The sequence below is a fragment of the Variovorax sp. WS11 genome, from assembly GCF_010499245.1.
Classification (GTDB): Bacteria; Pseudomonadota; Gammaproteobacteria; order Burkholderiales; family Burkholderiaceae_C; genus Variovorax.
On sequence record NZ_JAAGOW010000001.1, the window covers coordinates 347556 to 372585 of the forward strand.

Annotated in this window: 23 protein-coding genes; 13 read left to right on the plus strand and 10 right to left on the minus strand. The window is 68.1% G+C overall.

Going from position 1 to position 25030, the window contains the following annotated elements:
• Positions 1-10 precede the first annotated feature (10 nt).
• From leuA to GXN78_RS01935, 5 genes are all read right to left on the minus strand, one after another.
• Entirely contained in the window at positions 11-1714 is a 1704-nt protein-coding gene (leuA, locus tag GXN78_RS01915; protein ID WP_106553987.1) for a 2-isopropylmalate synthase, read from the minus strand.
• Between the two features lie 181 nt (positions 1715-1895).
• A complete protein-coding gene (gene pssA, locus GXN78_RS01920; protein ID WP_106553986.1) occupies positions 1896-2720 on the minus strand; it encodes a CDP-diacylglycerol--serine O-phosphatidyltransferase in 825 nt (274 codons plus the stop codon).
• A gap of 88 nt (positions 2721-2808) precedes the next feature.
• On the minus strand, positions 2809-3873 hold the full coding sequence (gene ilvC, locus GXN78_RS01925) for a ketol-acid reductoisomerase (protein WP_258186931.1): 1065 nt from the start codon (positions 3871-3873) through the stop codon (positions 2809-2811).
• Positions 3870-4361 carry an acetolactate synthase small subunit gene (gene ilvN, locus GXN78_RS01930; RefSeq protein WP_068683703.1) on the minus strand — a complete coding sequence of 164 codons (492 nt, stop codon included), beginning with the start codon at positions 4359-4361 and terminating at the stop codon, positions 3870-3872. The genes ilvC and ilvN overlap by 4 nt, the downstream gene beginning before the upstream one ends.
• A 132-nt stretch (positions 4362-4493) precedes the next feature.
• A complete protein-coding gene (locus GXN78_RS01935; RefSeq protein ID WP_106553984.1) occupies positions 4494-6269 on the minus strand; it encodes an acetolactate synthase 3 catalytic subunit in 1776 nt (591 codons plus the stop codon).
• Between the two features lie 284 nt (positions 6270-6553).
• On the opposite strand from GXN78_RS01935, the gene GXN78_RS01940 reads away from it, so the two are divergent.
• The 6 genes from GXN78_RS01940 to GXN78_RS01965 all read left to right on the plus strand — a co-directional run bounded on the left by GXN78_RS01940 (position 6554) and on the right by GXN78_RS01965 (position 10023).
• Positions 6554-7120 (plus strand): RNA polymerase sigma factor, encoded by a 567-nt coding sequence (locus GXN78_RS01940; RefSeq protein ID WP_106553983.1) that lies wholly within the window; start codon positions 6554-6556, stop codon positions 7118-7120.
• Entirely contained in the window at positions 7117-7542 is a 426-nt protein-coding gene (locus GXN78_RS01945) for a DUF3619 family protein (RefSeq protein ID WP_106553982.1), read from the plus strand. Before GXN78_RS01940 ends, GXN78_RS01945 begins: the two co-directional genes overlap by 4 nt.
• Before the next feature lie 24 nt (positions 7543-7566).
• On the plus strand, positions 7567-8394 hold the full coding sequence (locus GXN78_RS01950; RefSeq protein ID WP_106553981.1) for a DUF3106 domain-containing protein: 828 nt from the start codon (positions 7567-7569) through the stop codon (positions 8392-8394).
• Positions 8395-8487: 93 nt separating this feature from the next.
• Positions 8488-8976 carry an RDD family protein gene (locus tag GXN78_RS01955; RefSeq protein ID WP_204162242.1) on the plus strand — a complete coding sequence of 163 codons (489 nt, stop codon included), beginning with the start codon at positions 8488-8490 and terminating at the stop codon, positions 8974-8976.
• Positions 8973-9368 (plus strand): diacylglycerol kinase, encoded by a 396-nt coding sequence (locus GXN78_RS01960; RefSeq protein ID WP_106553979.1) that lies wholly within the window; start codon positions 8973-8975, stop codon positions 9366-9368. The genes GXN78_RS01955 and GXN78_RS01960 overlap by 4 nt, the downstream gene beginning before the upstream one ends.
• A gap of 64 nt (positions 9369-9432) precedes the next feature.
• Positions 9433-10023, plus strand: coding sequence for a TIGR00730 family Rossman fold protein (locus tag GXN78_RS01965; RefSeq protein ID WP_106553978.1), 591 nt, complete (start codon positions 9433-9435; stop codon positions 10021-10023).
• A 4-nt stretch (positions 10024-10027) separates the two neighbouring features.
• Here GXN78_RS01965 and GXN78_RS01970 read toward each other — a convergent pair whose 3' ends face one another.
• Positions 10028-10366: a P-II family nitrogen regulator gene (locus GXN78_RS01970; protein ID WP_106554142.1), complete on the minus strand. Its 339-nt coding sequence runs from the start codon at positions 10364-10366 to the stop codon at positions 10028-10030.
• Positions 10367-10587: 221 nt separating this feature from the next.
• Here GXN78_RS01970 and GXN78_RS01975 point away from each other — a divergent pair, with 221 nt between their 5' ends.
• The 5 genes from GXN78_RS01975 (at position 10588) to GXN78_RS01995 (ending at position 19043) form a co-directional block, all read left to right on the plus strand.
• Complete coding sequence (locus GXN78_RS01975; RefSeq protein ID WP_106553977.1) at positions 10588-11526, plus strand: DMT family transporter; 939 nt, start codon at positions 10588-10590, stop codon at positions 11524-11526.
• Positions 11527-11540: 14 nt separating this feature from the next.
• Complete coding sequence (locus GXN78_RS01980) at positions 11541-12851, plus strand: GNAT family N-acetyltransferase (protein ID WP_106553976.1); 1311 nt, start codon at positions 11541-11543, stop codon at positions 12849-12851.
• A 448-nt stretch (positions 12852-13299) separates the two neighbouring features.
• A complete protein-coding gene (locus tag GXN78_RS01985) occupies positions 13300-14580 on the plus strand; it encodes a TolC family protein (protein WP_106553974.1) in 1281 nt (426 codons plus the stop codon).
• A complete protein-coding gene (locus GXN78_RS01990) occupies positions 14577-15854 on the plus strand; it encodes an efflux RND transporter periplasmic adaptor subunit (protein WP_106553973.1) in 1278 nt (425 codons plus the stop codon). Before GXN78_RS01985 ends, GXN78_RS01990 begins: the two co-directional genes overlap by 4 nt.
• Before the next feature lie 12 nt (positions 15855-15866).
• Positions 15867-19043 carry a CusA/CzcA family heavy metal efflux RND transporter gene (locus GXN78_RS01995; protein ID WP_106553972.1) on the plus strand — a complete coding sequence of 1059 codons (3177 nt, stop codon included), beginning with the start codon at positions 15867-15869 and terminating at the stop codon, positions 19041-19043.
• A gap of 15 nt (positions 19044-19058) precedes the next feature.
• Here the strand turns inward: GXN78_RS01995 and GXN78_RS02000 are convergent, their stop codons facing one another.
• On the minus strand, positions 19059-20009 hold the full coding sequence (locus GXN78_RS02000) for a LysR family transcriptional regulator (RefSeq protein ID WP_106553971.1): 951 nt from the start codon (positions 20007-20009) through the stop codon (positions 19059-19061).
• Positions 20010-20125: 116 nt separating this feature from the next.
• On the opposite strand from GXN78_RS02000, the gene GXN78_RS02005 reads away from it, so the two are divergent.
• Entirely contained in the window at positions 20126-21556 is a 1431-nt protein-coding gene (locus GXN78_RS02005) for a M20 family metallopeptidase (RefSeq protein ID WP_106553970.1), read from the plus strand.
• Positions 21557-21570: 14 nt separating this feature from the next.
• Positions 21571-22542 carry a tripartite tricarboxylate transporter substrate binding protein gene (locus tag GXN78_RS02010; RefSeq protein WP_106553969.1) on the plus strand — a complete coding sequence of 324 codons (972 nt, stop codon included), beginning with the start codon at positions 21571-21573 and terminating at the stop codon, positions 22540-22542.
• Positions 22543-22567: 25 nt separating this feature from the next.
• Here the strand turns inward: GXN78_RS02010 and GXN78_RS02015 are convergent, their stop codons facing one another.
• From GXN78_RS02015 to GXN78_RS02025, 3 genes are all read right to left on the minus strand, one after another.
• Entirely contained in the window at positions 22568-23410 is an 843-nt protein-coding gene (locus GXN78_RS02015) for an ABC transporter substrate-binding protein (RefSeq protein WP_106553968.1), read from the minus strand.
• Between the two features lie 44 nt (positions 23411-23454).
• Entirely contained in the window at positions 23455-24189 is a 735-nt protein-coding gene (locus GXN78_RS02020; protein WP_106554141.1) for an amino acid ABC transporter ATP-binding protein, read from the minus strand.
• A gap of 81 nt (positions 24190-24270) precedes the next feature.
• Positions 24271-25029, minus strand: a complete 759-nt coding sequence (locus GXN78_RS02025; RefSeq protein ID WP_106553967.1) for an amino acid ABC transporter permease — start codon at positions 25027-25029, stop codon at positions 24271-24273.
• Position 25030 lies beyond the last annotated feature (1 nt).

Here is a 25030-nt window from a genome sequence, read left to right on the forward strand (position 1 = left end):
GGTCCTTGAATTAGGCGGCTTCAACCGCCGATTGTGCGCTGCGGGCGCCCTGCGCTCGCGCCCGCTCGAGGCCTGACACGATGGCCTTGAGCGAGGCCGAAACGATGTCGGCGTCCTTGCCGACGCCGAACAGCGTCCGGGTCTCGTCGACCCGCAGCTCGAGATAGGCCACGGCCTGCGCATCGGCACCGGCGCCGATCGCATGCTGGTGGTAGTCGATCACGCGGATCGAATGCCCGGTGGCTTCGGCCAGCGCGTGGATGAAGGCGTCGATCGGCCCATTGCCGCGGCCCTCGATGCGGCGCATCTCGCCGGCCCAGGGCAGGTCGGCGCGCAGTATCACCGAAGCGCCGGCGCCCTCGCCCCGCTCCTCGAGCACGCGGTGCTGGGGGCCTGCCTTGTCGCCGATGCGGTACTCGCGCTCGAACAGTTGCCAGAGATCGGCCGCCGTGAGCTCCTTGCCTGCGACGTCCATCACGCGCTGCACCACCTGGCTGAACTCCATCTGCAGGCGGCGCGGCAGCTCGAGCCCGAACTCGCTTTCGAGCAGGTAGGCGATGCCGCCCTTGCCAGACTGGCTGTTGACGCGGATCACGGCTTCGTAGCTGCGGCCCACGTCCTTGGGGTCGATCGGGAGATAGGGCATCTCCCAGATGTCACTTTCCTTGCGGGCCGCGAAGGCCTTCTTGATCGCGTCCTGATGCGAGCCCGAGAAGGAGGTGTAGACCAGGTCGCCCACATAGGGATGACGCGGGTGCACCGGCAACTGGTTGCAGTGCTCGACCGTGGCGCGGATCTCGTCGATGTTCGAGAAGTCCAGGCCGGGCGAAACGCCCTGCGTGTACAGGTTGAGCGCGACGTTCACCACGTCGAGATTGCCGGTGCGCTCGCCATTGCCGAACAGGCAGCCCTCGATGCGCTCGGCGCCTGCCATTAGGGCGAACTCGCCGGCGGCCGTGCCCGTGCCGCGGTCGTTGTGCGGATGCACGCACAGCACGATCGAATCGCGTCGCGCCAGGTTGCGGTGCATCCACTCGATCATGTCCGCGAAGATGTTGGGCGTGGAGTGCTCGACCGTCGAGGGCAGGTTGACGATGCACTTGCGCTCGGGCGTCGGGGCCCAGACCTCGGTGACTGAGTCCACCACCCGTTTGGAGAAGGCTAGGTCGGTGCCCGAGAACATCTCGGGCGAGTACTGGAAGGTCCACGTCGTGGCCGGCTGCCTGGCCGCGAGCACGTTGAACATGCGAGCGTGGGAGGTCGCCAGTTCGACGATCTGGTCCTCGTCCATGCCCAGCACCACGCGGCGCATCACGGGCGCGACCGCGTTGTACAGGTGCACGATGGCGCGCGGCGCGCCCTGCAGTGATTCGAAGGTGCGCTCGATCAGGTGATCGCGCGCCTGCGTCAGAACCTGGATCGTCACGTCGTCGGGAATGCGGTCTTCTTCGATCAGCTTGCGCACGAAGTCGAACTCGATCTGCGACGCCGAGGGGAAGCCAACCTCGATCTCCTTGAAGCCAATGGCCACGAGGGTCTCGAACATGCGCATCTTGCGGTCGATGTCCATCGGCTCCACCAGCGCCTGGTTGCCGTCGCGCAGGTCGGTCGACAGCCAGATCGGGGCCTGGGTCAGCACGGCATCGGGCCAGGTGCGGTCCTTGAGGCCGATGGGTGCAAAGGCGCGGTACTTGCGGTCGGGTTGCTTCAACATCTGTATTTCTCGCTGTGGTTGGATGGACAACCAGCAACCCCAAATGAAACGGCCCGTTGCTGGTGCGAACGGGCCGTGTGATGGAATCGCTTGCGCGCGCTACCTTCTCCGCCCGTGGGGGATCAGTAGTAGGGCCAGCGAAATCTTGTTCATGGGAGTGGCGAATGTAGCACAGGCCGAATTACTTGTGCAGGCCCCGCTCGTCGGGCTCCTCGGTCGAGGTGCTGATGACGCTCACGTGCTGCCCCTTGGCCTTGCGCCAGCCGTAGACCACGTAGCCACTCAGGCCGTAGGCCACGAATACGCCGAACAGCACCGTCGGCGGATGGATGTTGATCACCGCGATGGCCAGCGCGATCAGCACGATCACGGCGAAGGGCACGCTCTTCTTCACCTGGACGTCCTTGAAGCTGTAGAAGGGCACGTTGGTCACCATCGTGAGGCCGGCATAGAGCGTGAAGCCGAAAGTGATCCAGGTGATCTGCTGCCAGGACAGGTACAGCACCTCACCGCCGCGCTTGCCCCACTCGGTCATCAGCCAGATGAAGCCGGCCACCAGCGCCGCGGCCGCCGGCGAAGGCAGGCCCTGGAACCAGCGCTTGTCGACCACCCCGGTGTTGACGTTGAAGCGCGCCAGCCGCAATGCGGCGCAGGCGCAGTAGACGAAGGCTGCGATCCAGCCCCACCGCCCCAGGCCCTTGAGCGACCATTCGTAAGCGATCAGCGCCGGTGCGGCACCGAAGGACACCATGTCGGACAACGAATCCATCTGCTCGCCGAAGGCGCTCTGCGTGTTGGTCATGCGCGCCACGCGGCCGTCCAGGCTGTCGAGGATCATGGCGGCGAACACGCCGAGTGCTGCCAGGTCGAAGCGCCCGTTCATGGCCATCACGACCGAGTAGAAGCCCCCGAACAGCGCCGCCAGCGTGAACAGGTTGGGCAGGATGTAGATGCCCTTGCGGCGCTTGCGCGGCGCTAGATCTTCGGGGAGCGTGTCGTCATGCATGGATCGGCGCAGTGTAGTTCAGCCGCTCGCGCGGCATCAAAGAAAAGGGCCACCCAGAGGGTGGCCCTTGTCGCATTGGAAAGCCTGATCAGTTGCGAGTCTGATCGACCAGCTTGTTCTTCTTGATCCAGGGCATCATGGCGCGCAGCTTCTCGCCCACCACCTCGATCTGGTGCTCGGCGTTCAGGCGGCGGCGGCTCATCAGCGTGGGCGCGCCTCCTGCGTTCTCCAGCACGAAGCTCTTCGCGTACTCGCCGGTCTGGATGTCGTGCAGGACCTGCTTCATGACCTTCTTGGTTTCCTCGGTCACGATGCGCGGACCCGTCACGTACTCGCCGTACTCGGCATTGTTCGAGATCGAGTAGTTCATGTTGGCGATGCCGCCTTCATAGATCAGGTCGACGATCAGCTTCAGCTCGTGCAGGCACTCGAAGTAGGCCATCTCGGGCGCGTAGCCGGCTTCCACCAGTGTCTCGAAGCCGGCCTTGATCAGCTCCACAGTGCCGCCGCACAGCACGGCCTGCTCGCCGAACAGATCGGTCTCGGTCTCCTCGCGGAAGTTGGTCTCGATGATGCCGGCCTTGCCGCCGCCGTTGGCCGTCGCATACGAAAGAGCCAGGTCGCGCGCCTTGCCGCTCTTGTCGGCATGCACCGCGATCAGGTGCGGCACGCCGCCGCCCTGGGTGTAGGTGCTGCGCACGGTGTGGCCGGGGGCCTTGGGCGCCACCATCCACACGTCGAGGTCGGCGCGCGGCTGCACAAAGCCGTAGTGCACGTTGAAGCCGTGCGCGAACACCAGCGAGGCGCCTTCCTTGATGTTGGGGGCGACGTCGTTCTTGTAGACGTTGGCGATCTGCTCGTCGGGCAGCAGGATCATGACCACGTCGGCCGACTTCACGGCGTCTGCCACTTCGGCGACCTTCAGGCCGGCCTTCTCGACCTTGGGCCAGGAAGCGCCGCCCTTGCGCAGGCCGACGACGACCTTCACGCCGCTGTCGTTGAGGTTCTGCGCGTGCGCATGGCCCTGGCTGCCGTAGCCGATGATCGCCACGGTCTTGCCCTTGATCAGGCTCAGATCGGCGTCCTTGTCGTAATAGACCTTCATGGTGTGCTCCTTCGTAGATTCGGTGGATGTGGGGGTGAGGCTTCTCAAACGCGCAGGATGCGCTCGCCGCGGCCGATGCCGCTGGCGCCGGTACGGACGGTCTCGAGGATGGCGCCGCGATCGATGGCCTCGAGGAAGGCATCGTTCTTGCCGTGATCGCCGGTGAGCTCGATGGTGTAGCTCTTGTCGGTCACGTCGATGATGCGGCCGCGGAAGATCTCCGCCATGCGCATCATCTCCTCGCGCTCCTTGCCGACCGCGCGCACCTTCACCATCATGAGCTCGCGCTCGGTGTAGGCACCCTCGGTCAGGTCGACGACCTTGACGACCTCGATCAGGCGGTTGAGATGCTTGGTGATCTGCTCGATCACGTCGTCGGAGCCGGCCGTCACGATGGTCATGCGCGACAGGCTCGCGTCCTCGGTGGGAGCGACGGTGAGCGATTCGATGTTGTAGCCGCGGGCGGAAAAAAGACCCACGACGCGGGAGAGTGCACCGGGCTCGTTCTCGAGCAGCACGGCAATGATGTGTTTCATGTCAGGAAGGGATTCCTCTTTTCGCCGCCCTCCCCCGTGCACGGTAATGCGCGGGCTCGGCGGACAATAGATTCATCCGCAAAAAAAGTTGATCAAGGAGCCGGCCCGCATCGCAGGCCGGCTTGTCGTCCGTTACAAATCCTCGGAGCCCAGCAGCATCTCGGTGATGCCCATCCCCGCCTTCACCATCGGGAACACGTTCTCGGTGGGGTCGGTGCGGAAATCCATGAACACAGTCCGGTCCTTGAGCTTGCGCGCCTCGCGCAGCGCGGGCTCGACGTCTTGCGGGCGTTCGATCAGCATGCCCACATGGCCATAGGCCTCCGCCAGCTTCACGAAGTTGGGCAGCGCGTCCATGTAGCTGTGGCTGTAGCGGCCGGAGTATTCGATCTCCTGCCACTGGCGCACCATGCCCAGGTAGCGGTTGTTGAGCGAGCAGATCTTGATCGGCGTGTTGTACTGCAAGCAGGTCGAGAGTTCCTGGATGCACATCTGCACCGAGCCCTCGCCCGTGATGCAGAACACCTCCGACTGCGGCTTCGCCAGCTTGATGCCCATCGCATAGGGGATGCCCACGCCCATGGTGCCCAGGCCGCCGGAGTTGATCCACCGGCGCGGCTCGTCGAAGCGGTAGTACTGCGCCGCCCACATCTGGTGCTGGCCGACGTCCGAGGTGATGTAGGTGTCGGTGCCCTTGGTCATGTTCCACAGGGTTTCGACCACGTGCTGCGGCTTGATCACGTCCTTGTTGCCGCGGTCGTACTTGAGGCAGTCCTTGCTGCGCCAGCCCTCGATGGTGTCCCACCAGCCGGCCAGCGCGGTCGCGTCAGGCCTGGTGCTGCTTTCCTTGATCATCGAGATCAGCTCGGTCAGCACTTCCTTCACGTCGCCGACGATCGGAATGTCGACCTTCACCCGCTTCGAGATGCTCGAGGGGTCGATGTCGATGTGGATGATCTTGCGCTCGTTCTGCGCGAAGTGCTTCGGGTTGCCGATCACGCGGTCGTCGAAGCGCGCACCCACGGCCAGCAGCACGTCGCAGTTCTGCATCGCGTTGTTGGCCTCGATGGTGCCGTGCATGCCCAGCATGCCGAGGAACTTGCGGTCGGAGGCCGGATAGGCGCCCAGGCCCATCAGCGTGTTGGTGACCGGGTAGCCCAGCATGTCGACCAGGGCGCGCAGCTCGTTGGTCGCGTTGCCGAGCAGCACACCACCGCCGGTATAGATATAGGGGCGCTTGGCCGAGAGCAGCAGCTGCAGCGCCTTGCGGATCTGGCCGCCATGGCCTTTGCGCACCGGGTTATACGAGCGCATCTCGACCTTGTCGGGATAGCCGCTGTAGCTGACCTTCTTGAAGGAGACGTCCTTCGGCACGTCCACCACGACCGGGCCCGGACGCCCGCTGCGCGCGATGTGGAAGGCCTTCTTCATCGTCATCGCCAGGTCCTTGGGGTCCTTGACGAGGAAGTTGTGCTTGACGATCGGGCGGGTGATCCCGACGGTGTCGCATTCCTGGAAGGCATCCAGGCCGATGGCCGCCGTCGGCACCTGGCCCGAGATGATCACCATCGGGATGCTGTCCATGTAAGCAGTCGCAATACCGGTGACGGCATTGGTCAGGCCCGGGCCCGAGGTGACGAGTGCCACGCCGACCTCGCCGGTGGCGCGCGCATAACCGTCCGCCGCATGCACGGCCGCCTGTTCGTGGCGCACCAGCACGTGCTGGATGGTGTCCTGCTTGTAGAACGCGTCGTAGATATAGAGAACCGCGCCGCCGGGATAGCCCCAGACGTACTGGACGCCTTCGGCCTGCAGTGCCTTGACCAGCACTTCGGCGCCCATGAGTTCTTGCGTTTGACTGCCGGTGACGGCTGCTGCGGAAGCGAGTTCCGCCTTTGACATTTCCATGATCAACCTTTGCGTTTTTTCGGGAACGAAAAACCTTGGGTGCCTCTTCGCAAGCTCTTGTGAAGCCGCGTCGAAACTTGAGGCCAAAGCCATGAGCGGACTTGTCGTACCGCCGGACCGTGACCCGTTTGCCTTTTGACTTGCAGCGCGGATTATGACATCGGAAAACCGGCCGAGGCCCGAGGCACGGCTGTAACAGGCGCACAGGCATAATCCGCGGCGACAAAAACCAGCATCTCGTCCCCGAGACACCTCCCACGCGGCGCGCCCTGTGCCGGACTCGCTTGGCCACTGAACAAGAACTCTCCGATTTCCTGAAAGGCGTCGAACGACGCGCTTTCAAGCGCACGATCTACCACGTGCGGGACGAGGAAGCCGCACTCGACATCGTGCAGGACAGCATGATGAAACTGGCCGAGCACTACGGCGACAAGCCGCCCAACGAAATCCCGCTGCTGTTCCAGCGCATCCTCTCCAACTGCACGCTGGACTGGTTCCGGCGCCAGAAGACCCGGCGGGCGCTTTTCTCCAACATGAGCGACTTCGAGGCCTCGAACGAGGACGGCGAATTCGACCTGCTCGAACATTTCGCGGCCGGCCCGGACACCCGGGAAAGCGAGAGCGCCGAGGACAGCACCCGGCGCGCACAAATTTTTCATCAGATCGAGGAACAAATCGCCGCCTTGCCGGGTCGTCAACGCGAGGCCTTTTTAATGCGTTACTGGGAAGAAATGGACGTCGCCGAGACGGCCGCTGCGATGGGCTGTTCCGAAGGTAGCGTCAAGACCCACTGTTCGCGCGCCGTTCACGCCCTGAGCAAGGCACTCAAGGCCAAGGGAATTTCGCTATGAATACAACGCTTTCGACCACCTCTGCCGCGACCGAGGCGCAGTTCGGCCGCCGGGTGGCCGCACGGCTCTCGGCCGGCACCCAGGATCTGCCGCACGAGATCGGCGAGCGCCTGCGCGCCGCGCGCATGCAGGCCCTGGCACGCCGCAAGGTGGTGCGGGTGCTGCAAACGGCCCCTGCCGTGGTGCCGAACGGCGGGACCGCGGCACTTGGCGGTGGCTGGTGGACGCGCATCGGCTCCGTCATCCCGCTGATCGCGCTCGTGGCCGGCCTCATCGTCATCACCACCCTGCAGGAGGACAACCGGACCGACGAGCTGGCCGAAGTCGATGCCGCCCTGCTGACCGACGACCTGCCGCCTGCCGCTTATACAGACCCCGGTTTCGCCCAGTTCCTGAAGACCGAAGCCACCGCCCAGCGTTAAGCCCACTTCCTTTCGCCCGCTCGCATGCCGCAACGCCCTCGTTCCAACGCGCCCATTCCGCTGCGCCGGCTGTTGCCGGGCGCGGCCGGGAGCGCGTGCATGCTGCTGGTGTTCGCGCTCGCCGGCGCGGCCATGGTGCCCGCCGGCGCCCAGGTCCAGGCCCACGGTACAACCCCGGCCGCCTCCGTGACCACGGCGAAGCCGGCAGCCATCTCCAAGCCCTTGTGGCGCGACCTGAGCGCCCGACAGCAGCGCGCCCTGGAGCCGCTCGCGCTGCAATGGGACAGCCTGACCGAACCCCACAAGCGCAAGTGGCTGGCCCTTTCGCGCAACTACGCCAAGCTGTCGCCGGCGGAGCAGGAGGTCCTGCACAGCCGAATGACCGAATGGGCCACGCTGAGCAACCAGCAACGCTCGCAGGCTCGCCTCAACTTCGCCGAGGTCAAGCAGGTCCCGGTCGATGAACGCAAGGCCAAGTGGGAGGCCTATCAAGCCCTCAGCGAGGAAGAAAAACGCGAGCTGGCCGCGCGCGCCAAGCCCCGCCCTGGCGCTGCGGTGTCGATCCGGCCGGTGCCGGCCCAGAAGCTGGTCCAGTTGCCCGCCGCGACGCCCGACGCACCACACACACCGCGAATCCAGCTGGCGCCGCCGGCACCCATGGCGCAGCCGCCTTTCGCACGCCTGCCCGCCGCGGGTTCGGCGGCGGGCCCGGTCATGCTCCCGGCAGCCGGCCCGCCCGTCACCGCCGAAGCGCAGGTGCCGCCGCCTTCCGCCACGGCTGCCCCGGCCGACACCTCGGTCTCCGCCACGCCTCAGACACGCACCAGCGATCAGCCCTCCGCAGCGCCGTGATACAAGCTGCCCGATGGCTTCCAGTCCCCCGACAGCGCCGGTACCCGCGCCACGTCCCTTCCTGATCCCTCCGCCCCCGCCGCTCCTGCCGGCCTGAGCGCGCCCGGCCTGTGGCGGCGCATGGCCTGCTGGCTCTACGAGGGCATGCTGCTGTTCGCCGTGGTGTTCGTCGCCGGCTGGCTGTTCAGCACGCTGGGCCAGATGCGCGACGCCATGGACTCGCGCCGGCACCTGCTGCAGGCCTTCCTGTTCGTCGTGTTCGGCGTCTATTTCGTCTGGTTCTGGTCCAAGGGCCAGACACTGGCCATGAAGACCTGGGGCATCCGCGTGGTCGACCGGCTCGGCCGCCCGGTCACGCAAGGCCGCGCGCTGCTGCGCTACCTGCTCTCCTGGATCTGGTTCCTGCCGCCGCTGGCCGCCATCGCGCCCTTCAAGCTGGGCGGCGGCGAGTCCGCCGTGCTGATCTTCGGCTGGGTGATCGTCTGGGCGCTACTCTCGCGCTTTCATCCCGAACGCCAGTTCTGGCACGACGCCTGGGCCGGCACCCGCCTGATCCCCTCCATACCCATGAGCCGCCGATGAGCACCGTCAACAATCCCGTCAATCCGCAGAAGTCGCGACGCGGCCTGGACCGCATCTGGCACGCCACCCTGATCTCGCTGGACGGCTTCCGCGCCGGCTGGGGCGAAGCTGCCTTCCGCCAGGAGGTCCTGTGCGCCATCGTCATGCTGCCGGCCGCCTTCTGGATCGGCCGGACCTGGGTCGAGACCGCGCTGCTTGCGGCGGTGGTCGTCCTGGTGATGATCGTCGAGCTGCTCAACACCGGCATCGAGGCGGCCATCGACCGCGTGGGCCCGGAATGGCATTCCTTCTCGAAGAGCGCCAAGGACGTGGGCAGCGCCGCGGTGCTGCTGTCCATCATCCTGTGCTGCGGCGTGTGGTTCGCCGCGCTGTGGCACCGCTTCGCGGGATAGGCCCTGCGCCCAAGACCTGCCGGCGTGCAAGCCGCGCGTCATTCGATGGCGGCATGATCGGGGCATGACCCCTACTTTTTCGATGTGCGTCTATTGCGGCTCGCGCCCCGGCGAGCGGCAGGAATTCTCGGCGGTGGCCCAGGCGGTCGGCCGCTGGATCGGCGAACGCGGCGGCCAGCTGGTCTACGGCGGCGGCCGCACCGGCCTGATGGGCACGGTCGCAGAAGCCACGCGCGCAGCCGGCGGCCGCGTCGTCGGCATCATCCCCAAGGCCCTGGTCGACAAGGAGCTCGCGAACCCGCTGTGCGACGAGCTGCACGTGGTCGACACCATGCACGAGCGCAAGGCCATGATGGGCGAGCGCGCCGACGCCTTCGTCGCCCTGCCCGGCGGCATCGGCACTTTCGAGGAGCTGTTCGAGATCTGGACCTGGCGCCAGCTCGGCTACCACGACAAGCCGATCGGCATCCTCGATGTGGCGGGCTACTACGCCGGCTTGCTCGACTTCCTGGCGCATAGCGTGCGCGAGGGCTTCATGGGCGAATGGCAGATGGGGCTGATCCGGTCGGGGGACCAAGCGCCGGCCCTGCTCGAGGCGCTGATCGAGGAAGCCGGCCGCCACCCCCGCGGCGACAAGCTCGCCGAAGTACTCTGAAAGCCTAGACGGCCTGCTCGTCTTCCTCGCCGGTGCGGATGCGCACCACGCGCTCGACGCTGGTCACGAAGATCTTGCCGTCGCCGATCTTGCCGGTGCGCGCGGCGCTGACGATGGCGTCGACGCAGCGGTCCAGGTCGGCTTCGTTGACCACGACCTCGACCTTCATCTTCGGCAGGAAGTCGACCACATACTCGGCGCCGCGATAGAGCTCAGTATGCCCCTTCTGCCGGCCGAAGCCCTTGACCTCGGTGACGGTGAGCCCGGTGACGCCGACTTCGGCCAGCGCCTCGCGCACGTCGTCGAGCTTGAACGGTTTGACGATGGCGGTGATTTGCTTCATAGGTCTCTTTCTTCCGGCGGTTTCGTTGAACTTGCTCGCGATAGGGTAGCGCCAATCGGCGCCGACGCTGCGATGGCCTACCCGGATGCCCGCGATGCCTTCGTCGCCGAGCATGTTGCGTGCCAGGGGGTCGAAAAGATTATGTCATTCGCCCCCGCGCGCCGATGGCTTGGGACGCGCGCCGCACGTCCGATCGCAGGGGCTGCTACGCTCGGCGGGCCATGCGCCCAGGTTCTTCCTCCCCCGGCTTCTTTTCCTCCTTCTTCCCCTGGCTCCACAACCAAGCCTACGTGCTGCTGGTGTTCACCACGCTGATCTGGGGCGCCAACGCGGTAGCCGCCCGGCTCGCGGTGGGCGAGGTCTCGCCGATGATGCTGACCTTCTCGCGCTGGATCGTCTGCTGCCTGGCCCTCGGCCTGTGCGCGCGACAACAGATCGCCCGGCACTGGCGCGCCCTGCTGCCTTCGTGGCGCTTCATCGCGCTGATGGGCACGCTGGGCTTCACCGGCTTCAATGCGCTGTTCTACGCCGCGGCGCATCACACGACGGCCATCAACATCGCGATCATCCAGGGCACCATTCCGGTGCTGGTTCTGCTCGGCAGCCTGCTCTTCTTCCGCACCCACATCGGCGGGCTGCAGCTGCTGGGCGTGGCGATCACGCTCGCGGGCATCGTGGTGGTGGCCTCGGGCGGCCACCCGGCGCAGCTGGCCGCGCTGGGCTTCAACATCGGCGACGTCTGGATGATCGTGGCCAGCTTGCTCTATGCCGCCTATGCGCTGGGCCTGCGACGCCGGCCGGACGTGCCGGCCATCGTCTTCTTCGCGGCGACCGCGGCGGTGGCCTGCCTGGTGTCGGTGCCGCTGCTCGCGGCGGAAATCGCCATTGGCGACTTCTTCGTCCCCACGCCCAAGGGCTGGGCGCTGATCCTGTTCGTCGGGCTGCTGCCCTCCTTCATCTCGCAGGTCACCTTCATCCATGCGGTCGGCCTGATCGGCCCGGCCCGGGCGGGCGTCTTCCTCAACCTGGTGCCGATCTTCGGGCCGCTGCTGGCAGTGCTCGTGCTCGGCGAGCCGCTGTCGGCCTACCACGCGGTGGCGCTGGCCCTGGTGCTGGGCGGCATCTACATCGCTGAGACCACCGGCCCCCGCAGCCGCTGACGGAACGCACGCCCTTGACCGACCCCGTCGTCCGCATCCACGGCGCCGCCTCCGAGATCGACGCCGCCGCCTGGGACAGCCTGCTGGCCGCGCAGGCCGCGCCCTCACCCTTCATGCGCCATGCCTACCTGGACGCCATGGAGCAGAGCGACAGCGCCTCGCCCCAGAGCGGCTGGGCGCCGCGCTTCCTCACGCTTTGGCGCGGCCGCGAGCTGATGGCGGCCTGCCCGATGTACCTCAAGGGCCACTCCTACGGCGAGTACGTGTTCGACTGGGCCTGGGCCAACGCCTACCAGCAGCATGGGCTGGCCTACTACCCGAAGGCCGTGGTGGCGGTGCCCTTCACCCCGGTGCCCGGGACTCGCCTGCTGGCGCGCGACGCCGCCAGCCGCGCCTTGCTGGTGCAGGCGCTGGTCGCCTGGTGCAAGGAAGAAGAGCTGTCGTCGCTGCACCTGCTCTTCGGCGCCGACGAGGACATCGAGGCCTGCGCCGATGCCGGCCTGATGCTTCGGCACACGGTGCAATTCCACTGGAAGAATGTGGCCCCCAAGCTCGGCACTGACGTGTCCTCGCTGCCCCCCGAGGGGGCGCGTTTCGCCTTGGGGCGGCCCGGCGGCGAAATGGCCCCCACGCTCGGCACTGACGTGTCCTCGCTGCCCCCCGAGGGGGCGCGTTTCGCCTTGGGGCGGCCCGGCGGCGAAACCTCCTGGTCCGATTTCGAGGCTTTCCTGGCCAGCCTCTCCCACGACAAGCGCAAGAAGATCCGCCAGGAGCGCCGCAAGGTGCATGACGCCGGCGTGCGCTTCCGCTGGTCGCGCGGCGCCGACATCCGCGAAGCCGACTGGGCCTTCTTCTACCGCTGTTATGCCCGCACCTACCGCGAGCACGGCAATCCGCCCTACCTGAAGCCCGAGTTCTTCGGCCGCATGGCCGAGGACCTGCCCGAGGCCTGGCTGTTGTTCATCGCGGAGCGCGGCGGCAAGCCCATCGCCAGCAGCCTGATCGCGCTGTCCGCCGATGCCTCCGTTGCCTACGGCCGCTACTGGGGCGCACTCGAGCGCGTGGACTGCCTGCACTTCGAGGCCTGCTACTACCAGCCGCTCGCCTGGTGCATCGAGCATGGCGTGCAGCGTTTCGAGGGCGGCGCACAGGGCGAGCACAAGATGGCGCGCGCGCTGATGCCGGCGAAGACCACCAGCGCGCACTGGCTGGCCCACCCTGCCTTCGCCGACGCAGTGGAGCGCTTTCTCGAGCGCGAGGACGAGGGCATCGCGAACTACCTCGACCACCTGGGCGAGCGCAGCCCCTTCCGTCACGCCGAGTAAAAAGCCGCACCTATACTCGTTGCCCATGCTCCGATTCCGACGCTTCTGGTTCCTGCTGGCGCTGCTGCTGCCCCTGCAGTTGAGCTGGTCCGTCGCCAGCGCGTACTGCGCGCACGAGAGCAACCAGGCCACGCCACGCACATCGGCCACCATGAGCACTGTCCACAAGGCGGAGCTGAAGAACACCACCGCGAGCCAGGCTCGCCTTCGACGCCGATTCAGCAGCTGCCACGCCTCCTGCGTGCCTCGCTGCTGTCGCCTGCCCATTTCCTCCCGCAGCGGACTTCACGCACCTGCACGTACGCCGCCGCCGCAGCACTCACCTCTCCGCGCAACCGCGCGCCCCCGACCGGCCTCAGTGGCCGCGTCTCGCTTGACCGGCGAGACGCGCAACACCTTCCCCTCGTTCCCGTCTCGCCGAATCCCTGGTTCAACCCTATGAGATTCGATGCGAAGACTTCCTCTATGGCCGCTCGGACTGGCGGCCGCCCTGTTCAGTCCATTCGCCGTCCAGGCCCAGCCTGAGACTTCCGCAACCACGACCTCGGCCAGCGCAGCGGCCCCGCTGTCGCTGGCCGCCGCCACCGCGCTCGCCGAGGCGTACAGCCCGAGCGTGTCGGCCGCCCGTCGCGAGCTCGAGGCCAGCGAGGCCGAGGTGCGCCAGGCCGACCTGCCGCCCAACCCGGAACTGGCCGTGCTGCTCGAGGACGAGCGCCGCGCCACGCGCACCACCACCGCGCAGCTGAACATCCCGCTCGAGCTCGGAGGCAAGCGCGCCGCGCGCGTGGCCGAGGCCCGGCGCGCGAGCGAGCTGGCGCAAGCCGGCCTGCTGGGCGCGCAGGCCGAGCTGCGGGCCCAGTTGCTGGCCGCCTTCTTCAGGGTGTTGGTGGCGCAGGAACGCGTGAAGCTCGCGGACGCCTCGACCCAGCTCTCGACGCGCGGCGCGGACGCGACCGCGCGCCGCGTGGCGGCCGGCAAGATTTCGCCGGTCGACGAGACGCGGGCCCGGGTCGAGCAGGCCAACGCCGGGCTGGAGTTGGCCGATGCCCGGGCCGAGCTGCAGAGCGCGCGCCAGGCCCTGGCTGCGTTCTGGGGCAGCCCCGAACTCGGCCAGGCGCAGGTCGAGGGCAAGCTCGACGCGCTGCCCGTGCGCGCCGATGCGCAGCAGCTGCTCGCCGCGCTCGAAACCGCGCCCACACTGGAAGCCAGCCGCCTCGAGTGGGAACGCCGCAAGGCCGCCGTCGAGGTCGAGCGCAGCAGGCAGACCCCGGACCTGACGCTGAACGTCGGCGCCAAGCGCTCCAACGACACGCGGATCACGCAGGCCGTGATCGGCGTGATCGTGCCGCTGCCCCTGTTCGACCGCAACGAGGGCCGGCTGCAGGCCGCGCTCAGCCGCGCAGACAAGGCGGAGGACGACTACCGTGCGACGCGCATCCGCCTCGCCAACGAAGCCCGGCAGGCCGCGTCCCAACTGGCGCTCGCCCGCGCTTCGGCACAGACGCTGAAAACCACCATCCTGCCCGCCGCGCAGCAGGCCCACGACGCGGCCACCCGCGGCTTCGAGGCCGGCAAGTTCGGCTTCCTCGACGTCCTGGACGCGCAGCGCAGCCTGCTGCAGGCGCGCGTGCGCTATCTCGGCGTCGTCGCCGGCGCCTACCAGGCGGCAGCCACCCTCGACCGCCTGCTCGGTCGCCAACCTCATCACGCACAGGCAGCAACACCATGACCTCCCCGAACAAGAAGAAGGCAGCGATCGCTGCCATCCTGATCCTCGGACTGCTCGCAGCCGTCGCCATCCTGACGACCGGGCGCTCGCCGGGCAGCGCGGAGCACGGTCACGAAGAAACCGAGGCCCACGCGGACCACGACCACCACGGCGAGGAATCGGGCGGCGGCCACAAGGAGCCCGAAGAGGCCCACGCCCATGGCGAAGCGAAGAAGGACAAGGCCAAAGCGTCCACCCACAAGGACGAGGCCAAGGTCGCGCTGACCGAAGCCCAGATCCAGGCCGCCGGCATCACCCAGGAAAGCGCCGGCAGCGCCCGCGTGCAAGCCACGCTCCAGCTGCCCGGCGAGATCCGCTTCAACGACGACCGCACCGCCCACGTGGTGCCGCGCCTCGCCGGCGTGGTCGAGAGCGTGCCGGCCAGCCTGGGCCAGCAGGTGCGCAAGGGACAGCTGCTGGCAGTGATCGCCAGCACCGCGCTCTCGGAGCAGCGCAGCGAGCTGCTCACCGCCGAGCGCCGGCTCGCGCTGGCGCGCGCCACCCATGCGCGCGAAGAGAGCCTCTGGAAGGACAGGATCTCCGCAGAACAAGACGTCCTGCAGGCCCGCGCCGCACTGGAGGAGGCGCAGATCGCGGTACGCAACGCGCAGCAGAAGCTCCGGGCCGTCGGCGCGGGCGCATCGGCCGGCGCGCTCAACCAGTTCGAACTGCGCGCCCCCTTCGACGGCACCCTCGTCGAGAAGCACATCTCGCTCGGCGAGGCGGTGCGCGAGGACGCCAACGTTTTCACCCTCTCCGACCTGTCGACGGTCTGGGCCGAGATGGCCGTGCCCGCGCAGGAGATCGGCCGCGTGCGCGTCGGCGAGAAGGTGATCGTCAGCTCCACCGCCTCGCAGGAGAAGGCCGAGGGCACGATCTCCTACGTCGGCGCGCTGATCGGCGAGCAGACCCGCACCGCCAAGGCGCGCGTGACGCTGGCCAACCCGCAGCTCGCGTGGCGCCCGGGCCTGTTCGTCACCATCACCGTGCTCGCCGAGGAGGCCGAGGTGCCGGTGGCCGTGCGCGCGGAAGCGATTCAGACGCTGAGCGACAGGAGCGTGGTCTTCCTCGCCGTGCCCGGCGGCTTCGTCGCCCAGCCCGTGAAGCTGGGCCGCGCGGGCGGCCCCTTCGTCGAGATCGTCGAGGGCCTGCAGCCCGGCGCCCGCTACGCCGCCGCCAACAGCTACGTGCTCAAGTCCGAGCAGGGCAAGGCCGGCGCGAGCCACACCCACTGAGGCGAGCGATCCATGTTCGAACGACTCATCCGCTTCGCCATCGAACAGCGATGGCTGGTGCTCCTGGCCGTGCTCGGCATGAGCGCCCTGGGCATCTACAACTACGGCCGGCTGCCCATCGACGCCATCCCCGACATCACCAACGTCCAGGTGCAGATCAACACCCAGGCGCCCGGCTACTCGCCGCTGGAGACCGAGCAGCGCGTCAGCTACCCCCTCGAAACCGTGATGGCCGGCCTGCCCGGCCTGGAGCAGACCCGCTCGCTCTCGCGCTATGGCCTGTCGCAGGTGACGGTGATTTTCAAGGATGGCACCGACATCCACTTCGCGCGGCAGCTGGTCAACCAGCGCATCCAGGAGGCCCGCGACCGGCTGCCCGACGGCCTGACACCCGCGATGGGCCCGATCTCCAGCGGCCTGGGCGAGATCTACCTGTGGACCGTCGAGGCCGAGGATGGCGCGCGCAAGCCCGACGGCACGCCCTACACCCCCACCGACCTGCGCGAAATCCAGGACTGGATCATCAAGCCGCAGCTGCGCAACGTGCCGGGCGTGACGGAGATCAACTCCATCGGCGGCTTCGACCGCCAGTACCAGGTCGCACCCGAGCTGGAGCGCCTGGCCGCGCGCGGCCTCGGCCTGCAGGACGTGGTAGCCGCGCTGGAGCGCAACAACGCCAACGTCGGCGCCGGCTACATCGAGCGCCGCGGCGAGCAGTACCTGGTGCGGGCGCCGGGCCAGGTGCAGTCCATCGAGGACATCCGCGCCATCCTGCTCGGCAGCGCGCAGGGCGAGCCGGTGCGCATCGGCGACGTGGCGCAGGTCTCGCTCGGCCAGGAGCTGCGCACCGGCGCGGCCACCGAGAACGGCCGCGAGGTGGTGCTTGGCACGGTTTTCATGCTGCTGGGCGAGAACAGCCGCGCGGTCTCGCAGGCGGTCGACCGGCAGATGGCGCAGATCAATCGCAGCCTGCCGTCGGGCGTGAAAGCGGTAACGGTGTACGACCGCACGGTGCTGGTCGACAAGGCCATCGCCACGGTCAAGAAGAATCTGCTGGAAGGCGCGGCGCTGGTGATCGCGGTGCTCTTCCTGTTCCTCGGCAACATCCGCGCGGCCATCATCACCGCGCTGGTGATCCCGCTGTCGATGCTCTTCACCTTCACCGGCATGGTGGGCGGGCGCATCAGCGCCAACCTGCTGAGCCTCGGCGCGCTGGACTTCGGCATCATCGTCGACGGCGCGGTGGTGATCGTCGAGAACTGCGTGCGGCGCCTCGCCCATGCGCAGGCGCACCACGGCCGGCCCCTCACGCGCGCCGAGCGCTTCCATGAAGTGTTCGCCGCCTCGCGGGAAGCGCGGCGGCCGCTGATCTACGGGCAGCTGATCATCATGATCGTCTACCTGCCGATCTTTGCGCTCGGCGGCGTCGAGGGGAAGATGTTCCAGCCCATGGCCTTCACGGTGGTACTGGCGCTGCTCGGCGCGATGATCCTGTCGGTCACCTTCGTTCCGGCCGCGGTCGCGCTCTTCATCGGCCAGCGCGTCGCGGAGAAGGAGAACCGGCTGATGGAATGGGCGCGCCGCTGGTACGCGCCCGCCCTGCGTGGCTCGCTGGCCAACGCCTCGGTGGTGCTGACGGCCGTGGTCGTGCTGGTGCTGCTCTCGCTGCTGGCGGCCAGCCGGCTGGGCCGCGAGTTCGTGCCCAACCTCAACGAGGGCGACTTCTCGATCCAGGCGCTGCGCATCCCGGGCACCAGCCTCTCGCAGTCGGTGGAGATGCAGCAGCGGATCGAGACGCGGCTCATGCAGAAGTTTCCGGAGATCGAGCGCGTCTTCGCGCGCACCGGCACGGCCGAGATCGCCTCCGACCCGATGCCGCCCAACATCTCGGACGGCTACATCATGCTCAAGCCCGAGTCCGAATGGCCTGCGCCGCGCCGCACGCGCGATGCGCTGCTGGCCGAGGTGCGCGAAGAGGTGGCCCGGCTCCCGGGCAACAACTACGAGTTCTCGCAACCGATCCAGCTGCGCTTCAACGAGCTGATCTCGGGCGTGCGATCCGACGTCGCGGTCAAGGTCTTCGGCGACGACAACGAGGTGCTGAAGGCCACCGCCGACCGCATCGCTTCGGTGCTCCAGTCCGTGCCCGGCGCCACCGAGGTGAAGGTCGAGCAGACCACCGGCCTGCCGATGCTCACGCTGCAGGTGGACCGCACCCGGGCCGCGCGCCACGGCCTCAACATGAACGAGGTGCAGGAGGCGATCTCGATCGCGATCGGCGGCAAGGCCGCGGGCACCTTCTTCCAGGGCGACCGCCGCTTCGCCATCGTCGTGCGCCTGCCGGAAGCGGTGCGCGGCGACCTGGAGGCGCTGCGCCGCCTGCCCATCGCGCTGCCGCGGGACGCGGCGGGCCGGACCGCCTTCGTGCCCTTGTCGGAGATCGCGACGCTGGCCATCGCGCCCGGCCCCAACCAGGTCTCGCGCGAAAACGGCAAGCGGCGCATCGTGGTCAGCGCCAACGTGCAGGGCCGCAGCATCGGCAGCTTCGTGCCCGAGGCCGAGGCCGCCCTGCAGGCCCGGGTGAAGGTGCCGGCCGGCTACTGGACCACCTGGGGCGGCACCTTCGAGCAGCTGGAGTCGGCGACCGCCCGGCTGAAGCTCGTGATCCCGCTCGCGCTGCTGCTGGTCTTCGTGCTGCTGTTCGCGATGTTCGGCAACCTCAAGGACGGGCTGCTGGTCTTCACCGGCATCCCCTTCGCGCTCACGGGCGGCATCCTTGCGCTGTGGCTGCGCGGCATCCCGCTGTCCATCTCCGCGGCAGTGGGCCTGATCGCGCTGTCGGGCGTGGCGGTGCTCAACGGGCTGGTGATGCTGTCCTTCATCCGCAACCTGCGCGAGGCCGGCCGTTCGCTGGACCAGGCCATCCACGAAGGCGCGCTGACCCGGCTGCGTCCGGTGCTGATGACGGCGCTGGTCGCATCCCTGGGCTTCGTGCCGATGGCGCTGGCCACCGGCACCGGTGCCGAGGTGCAGCGGCCGCTGGCCACGGTGGTGATCGGCGGCATCCTCTCGTCCACGGCGCTGACGCTGCTGGTGCTGCCGCTGCTGTACCGGCTGGCCCACCGGCGTGACGAGGACGAGCCGGCGGTCGCCGCAGGCGCCGTCGCAACGACGACAGGCGCGAGCTGATGGTGCACGGAAGGCTCAGCCTCGCGAGGCGGCGGAGGCGCGAGCACGACCCAGCCTGCGCTTGCCCCCGCTGCCGATGGCGGCGACCAGCTGCTGCACCAGCGCACGCGCCAGCAGCGACAGCGTGCGCCCCTCCAGCGACAGCACCTGCAGGCGGCGCTGCTGCATCTGCGCTTCCACGAAGGGCCGCGCGACCAGCGTGCCGTTCTCGATCAGGTGCACGGCCGTCAGCAGCCCCGCCAGCACGATCTCGGGCGTGCGCACCAGCGGCAGCAGCACGGAGGAGAAATTGCTGACGAAGGCAGGCTCGTAGCCGAGCCCCTGCACGCTGCAGCTCAGGTCGAAGAGCTGGCGCGCGGTGACGCCGCGGCTGCCCACGGCCAGCGGATAGCGCACCACCTCGGCCACGCTGACCGCGCGCTGCCGCGCCAGCGGATGATCAGGCGCCATCAGCGCGAACACCGGCGCCGGCGCCGAGTGCTCGATGCGGCAGCCCGGCTCGGGCGCGACCGCGTACTTGAGCGCGATGTCGGCATCGCCGCGGGCCAGCAGCGCGCTGACCTCGTCCGGCGCGCCGACGTGCAGCTGCATCCGGCTTTGCGCATGCGCCGCGCGAAAGTTGCGCATCACCTCCGGCATGAAGCCCACCGCAAAGCCCTCGGTGCAGGCCACGCGCACACGGCCCGCCTCGCGGCCGCCGATGCCGCGCACCTGCTCGATCACCTGCTCGGTGTCCGTCTGCGTCGTGCGCAGATGCGCGGCCAGGCGTTCGCCGGCCTGCGTCAATGTCATGCCGCGCGCCTTGCGCTCGAACAGCGGGGTCTGGAGCGAGTCCTCCAGCTTGGCGATCTGCCGGCTGACCGCCGAGGGAGCGACATAGAGCCGCGCCGCCGCCTGGCTGACCGAACCGCGGGTCGCCACTTCCATGAAGTAGCGCATCGGGATGCTGAGGATGGAGGTGGCCATGAGGTGCGGTGCCAGCGTTGCCTTGAAGGCAATGGTAGCTTGCGAAATCGATGGTTCTCGCAACGACGATCTGGCCTTTTACTTGCAACCCTCTCATCACCCGAACACGAGACCCCATGCAACGCCACGATTGCCTCTGCGCGGCTGCCGCCTATTTCGACGACGGCCGCTTCCTCGCCGACCTGCAGCGGCGCGTCGCCTTCCGGACCGAGAGCGACACCGGCACCGCACCGCCCGCGCTCGGCGCCTACCTGCGCGAGGAAATGACCCCGGCGCTCACGCAGCTCGGCTTCGAGTGCGAGGTGATCGACAACCCGGTGCCCGGCGGCGGCCCCTTCCTGATTGCGCGTCGCGTCGAAGGCGCCGGGCTTCCCACGGTGCTGAGCTACGGCCACGGCGACGTGGTGAGCGGCCAGGACGCGCAATGGCGCGAGGGCCTCGCGCCCTGGACGCTCACAGTCGAGGGCGAGCGCTGGTACGGCCGCGGCACCGCCGACAACAAGGGTCAGCACAGCATCAACCTCGGCGCGCTGGCGGAAGTCATCCGCGCCCGCGGCGGCCGGCTCGGCTACAACGTGACGCTGCTGCTCGAAATGGGCGAGGAAGCGGCATCGCCCGGCCTGCACGAAGTCTGCGCGCAACAGGCGGGCAAACTGCGCGCCGACCTGCTGATCGCCTGCGACGGGCCGCGCGTGAGTGCGCAGCGGCCCACCCTCTTCCTCGGCTCGCGCGGTGCGGTCAACTTCAGCCTGCGGCTGCGCGCGCGGCCGCGCGGCTATCACTCGGGCAACTGGGGTGGCGTGCTCGCGAACCCGGCCACGGTGCTGAGCCACGCGGTGGCGACGCTGGTGGATGCGAAGGGCCGCATCCTGGTGGAAGCGCTTCGGCCGCAGGGCATCCCGGCTCCGGTGCGCGAGGCCCTGGCCGACATCGCAATCGGCGGCGGCGCCGACGATCCCGCGCTGGACGCAAACTGGGGCGAGCCCGGCCTGAGCCCCGCCGAGCGCCTGATGGCCTGGAACACGATCGAGGTGCTCGCCCTCGGCGCGGGCTCGCCGCAGCGCCCGGTGAATGCGATACCGGGCCAGGCGGTGGCGCATTGCCAGCTGCGCTTCGTGGTGGGCACGCCGTGGCGCGATCTCGCGGCCATCGTCCGAGCCCATCTCGACGCGCACGGTTTCGAGCAAGTCGAGGTTCAGGTCACGCTCGAAGGCGCGGCGACGCGCCTGGACCTGGCCAACCCCTGGGTGAGCTGGGCCCGACGCTCCATCGAGGCCAGTACCGGCCAGCGCCCCGACCTGCTGCCGAACCTGGCCGGCTCGCTGCCCAACGACGTCTTCGTCGACCTGCTGGGCCTGCCCACGCTGTGGGTGCCGCATTCGTACCCGGCCTGCGCGCAGCATGCGCCCAACGAACACCTGCTGGCGCCGCTGGCGCGGGAAGGGCTGCAGATCATGGCCGGTCTCTACTGGGACCTCGGCGACGCGGCGGCCCACACGCCGTGGCAGGCCGCTTCTTCCACCGCTCCCACCTCTCCCCGTTTCTGAAAGCCACCCTCCGCATGAAGCCCGTCGCCCACGCCCTTGCCGCCGTCGCCCTCCTCTCGGCGGCCTGCCTCGCACAGGCCAACGACGCATGGCCAGCCAAGGCCGTCAAGCTCGTCGTTCCTTTCCCGCCCGGCGGCGGCACCGACATCGTGGCGCGCGGCCTGGGCCAGAAGCTGGCCGAGCGGCTGGCCCAGACGGTGGTGATCGACAACAAGCCCGGCGCGGCCACCCTCATCGGCGCCGACGCGGTGGCCAAGGCAACGCCGGATGGCTACACGCTGCTGGTCTCGGGCTCGTCCACCTACAGCGTGAATGCGGCGCTGCGCGCCCGCCTCCCCTACGACCCGTTGAAGGACTTGGCGCCGGTGGCAATCATTGCCAAGGCGCCGCTGGTGCTGGTGGTCAACACCAGCTCGCCCTGGCGCAGCGTGGCGGAGCTCGCCGCTGCCGCCAAAGCCAAGCCCCAGGGCATCCGCTACGCCACCTTCGGCAGCGGCTCCGGCCCGCACCTGGCCGGCGAGCTGTTCGCGATGGCAGCCGGCGTGAAACTCCAGGACGTGCCCTACAAGGGCAGCAGCCAAAGCACGGTCGCCCTGATCGGCGGCGAGATCGAGATGGGCATCGACACCGTGGCCGCGGTTGCGCCGCACGTGCGCGCCGGCAAGCTGCGCGCCCTGGCCATCGTGGGCACGACGCGCTCCAGCATGCTGCCGGAGGTGCCGACGATGACCGAACTCAGGTTGCCGGACGCCACCTTCGACGCCTGGTACGGCCTGGCCGCGCCTGCGGGCACGCCGGCGCCCGTGCTGCAGAAGCTCACGGCTGCAGTCGGTGCTGCAATGGCAGACAAGGCACTGCAGGACCAGTTCCGCGCGCAGGGCATGGAGCCCGTGATGATCGGCGCGGCGCCGTTTCGCAGCCTGATGGGGTCGGAGATCTCGCGCTACCGGGCGCTGGCCCACCGTGCGGGCATCGCTGCCGAGTGACTGGTCCGCGGTGCGCCGCCCCGCATCAAGGCAGCAGCTCGAACTTGAGCTCCGACAACGGCGTCACCTTCTCGTCGCGCGTCATCTTGTACTCGGTGTTCGGCCCCAGCCACTTGGCCCAGATGCGGTCGATCTCGCCGGACTTGTCCAACGCCACCAGCGCCGCATTGACCTTGCCCAGCAGCACCGGCTCGTCCTTCTTCATGCCTACGCCGATGGGCTGCAGCACCATCGGCTCCTTGATCATCTTGAGCTCGACGCCGGAGGTCTTCGACTGGTTGACCAGCTTGGTGATGGTCATCGTGTTCGCCACCATGCCCATCGACTTGTTCTGCTGCACGGCCATGAAGGCCGAGCCCGTGTCCTGGAAGGTCACCGGCTCGGAGCCGTTCATCTTGATCGACAGCTCCGAGGTCGAGCCCTTGGTGGAACTCAGTCGCTTGCCCTTGAAATCGGCCTTGGTGGTGCCGGGGTCGGATGCCTTCACCGCCAGCATCTCCTTGGCCACGTAGTAGGGGTCGCTGAACTGGATCTGCTCGCCGCGGCTCTTGGTGTAGGCCAGATTGGCCACCGTCACATCGACACGGCCGAGCTTGACCTCGGGCACGCGGGCCTCGACCGACAGCGGCGTGACCTTTGCCGCGACGCCCAACTGCTTGGCGAGCGCGTTGCATAGATCGATGTCGAAGCCCACCATCTCGCGCGTCTTGGGATCGGGCGCAGCGAAAGGCGGCACGTCGGCGAAGGTGCCGCACTTGAGCTCCTTGCGCTGCTGGATTTCATCCCATTGGTCCGCATGGGCCAGCAGGGGCAGGGTGGCAATGCAACCACCGATGGCGGCGAGACGGAACACGGTCTTCTTCGACATGATGAACTCCTGGTGAGGTGCTGTTGGAAAAGGGGTGCCCGGCTTCAATGCGCGCGCAGATCGGACAGGAAGCGCTGCGCACGCGGGTGCTGCGGGCTGCTGAAGAAGGCCGCCGGTTCGGCCTTCTCGAGGATGCGGCCGGCGTCCATGAACCACACGCGGTCGGCCACCTCGCGGGCGAAATTCATCTCGTGCGTGACGCACATCATGGTCATGCCGTCGTTGGCCAGGCCCCGCATCACCTGCAGCACCTCGCCCACCATCTCGGGGTCGAGCGCGCTGGTCGGCTCGTCGAACAACATGGCCGGCGGCTCCATGGCAAGGGCGCGCGCGATCGCCACCCGCTGCTGCTGTCCGCCCGAAAGCTGCGCCGGATAGGCGCCGGCCTTGGCCGCCAGGCCCACGCGCTCCAGCAGCTGCATCGCCTTCGTTTTCGCCGCGGCGCGCTTGACGCCCAGCACCCGCATCGGCGAGAGCATGATGTTCTCCAGCACCGACAGGTGCGGGAACAGGTTGAAGCTCTGGAACACGAAGCCGATGCGGCTGCGCAGCTTGTTGAGCGCCACGCTGCTCATCGGCGCGTGGATGTCGTGGCCGTCGAAGAGCAACTGGCCCGACTTGACTTCCTCGAGGCGGTTGACGGTGCGGATCAGCGTCGACTTGCCCGAGCCCGAAGGCCCGCAGACCACGACCACCTCGCCCTTCCGCACTTCGGCGTTGACGTCGGTGAGCGCCTGGTAGTCGCCGTACCACTTGTTGATGTTGGAAAACAGGATCATGGGAACGTCCTCGGCGTTCGTCGTCGGGGTGGGCATGGTTCTGTCTCCTTGTGTGGTCGCCGGCCGTCGCATGCGGCCGTGTCAGGGGTTGGCCGCCACCGGCGGCGGCAGCGATCCGCCGCCTTCGGTGGCCGCAGCCGGCGCGACGCCGAGCCGCTTGTAGGCAATGCGCCGCTCCAGCCATTGCGCCAGCTGCGTGAGGCTGAAGCACACCACGTAGTAGGTCATCGCCAGGATGAAGAACACCTGGAAGGGCTTGGTCAGCAGCTGGTTGTTGATCTGGTTGGCCGCGAAGGTGAGCTCGTTCACGTTGATCACGTAGCCCAGCGTCGTTTCCTTGATGGTCGAGATGAACTGGCTCAGCATGCTCGGCAGCATGTTGTAGAGCGCCTGCGGCAGGATCACGTACCACATGGTCCCGAGGTGGCTGTGGCCGAGCGCACGCGCCGCCTCGCTCTGCCCCTTGGGCAAAGCCAGGATGCCGGCGCGCACCACCTCCGACAGGTAGGCGCCCTCGTAGATCACCAGCGTGCACAGCATGGTCGTGAAGCCCGAGATCTCACGGCCGATCAGGAGCGGCACCAGGAAGTAGACCCACAAGATGACCATCAGCAGCGGCACGCCGCGCACCACGTAGACCAGCACCGTCGCCGGCCAGCGCAGCACCTTCCAGGGAGACAGCCGGGCCAGTGCCATCAGCACCGAGAGCGGGAAGGCCAGCACGATGCCCAGCACCGACAGGATCAGCGTGGCGACGATGCCGCCCATGGGGCCGTTGGGGTACTGGCCGATGAGCAGCAGCAGCCAGTTGTCGCGAAGGATCTCGAAGACGCTGAACATC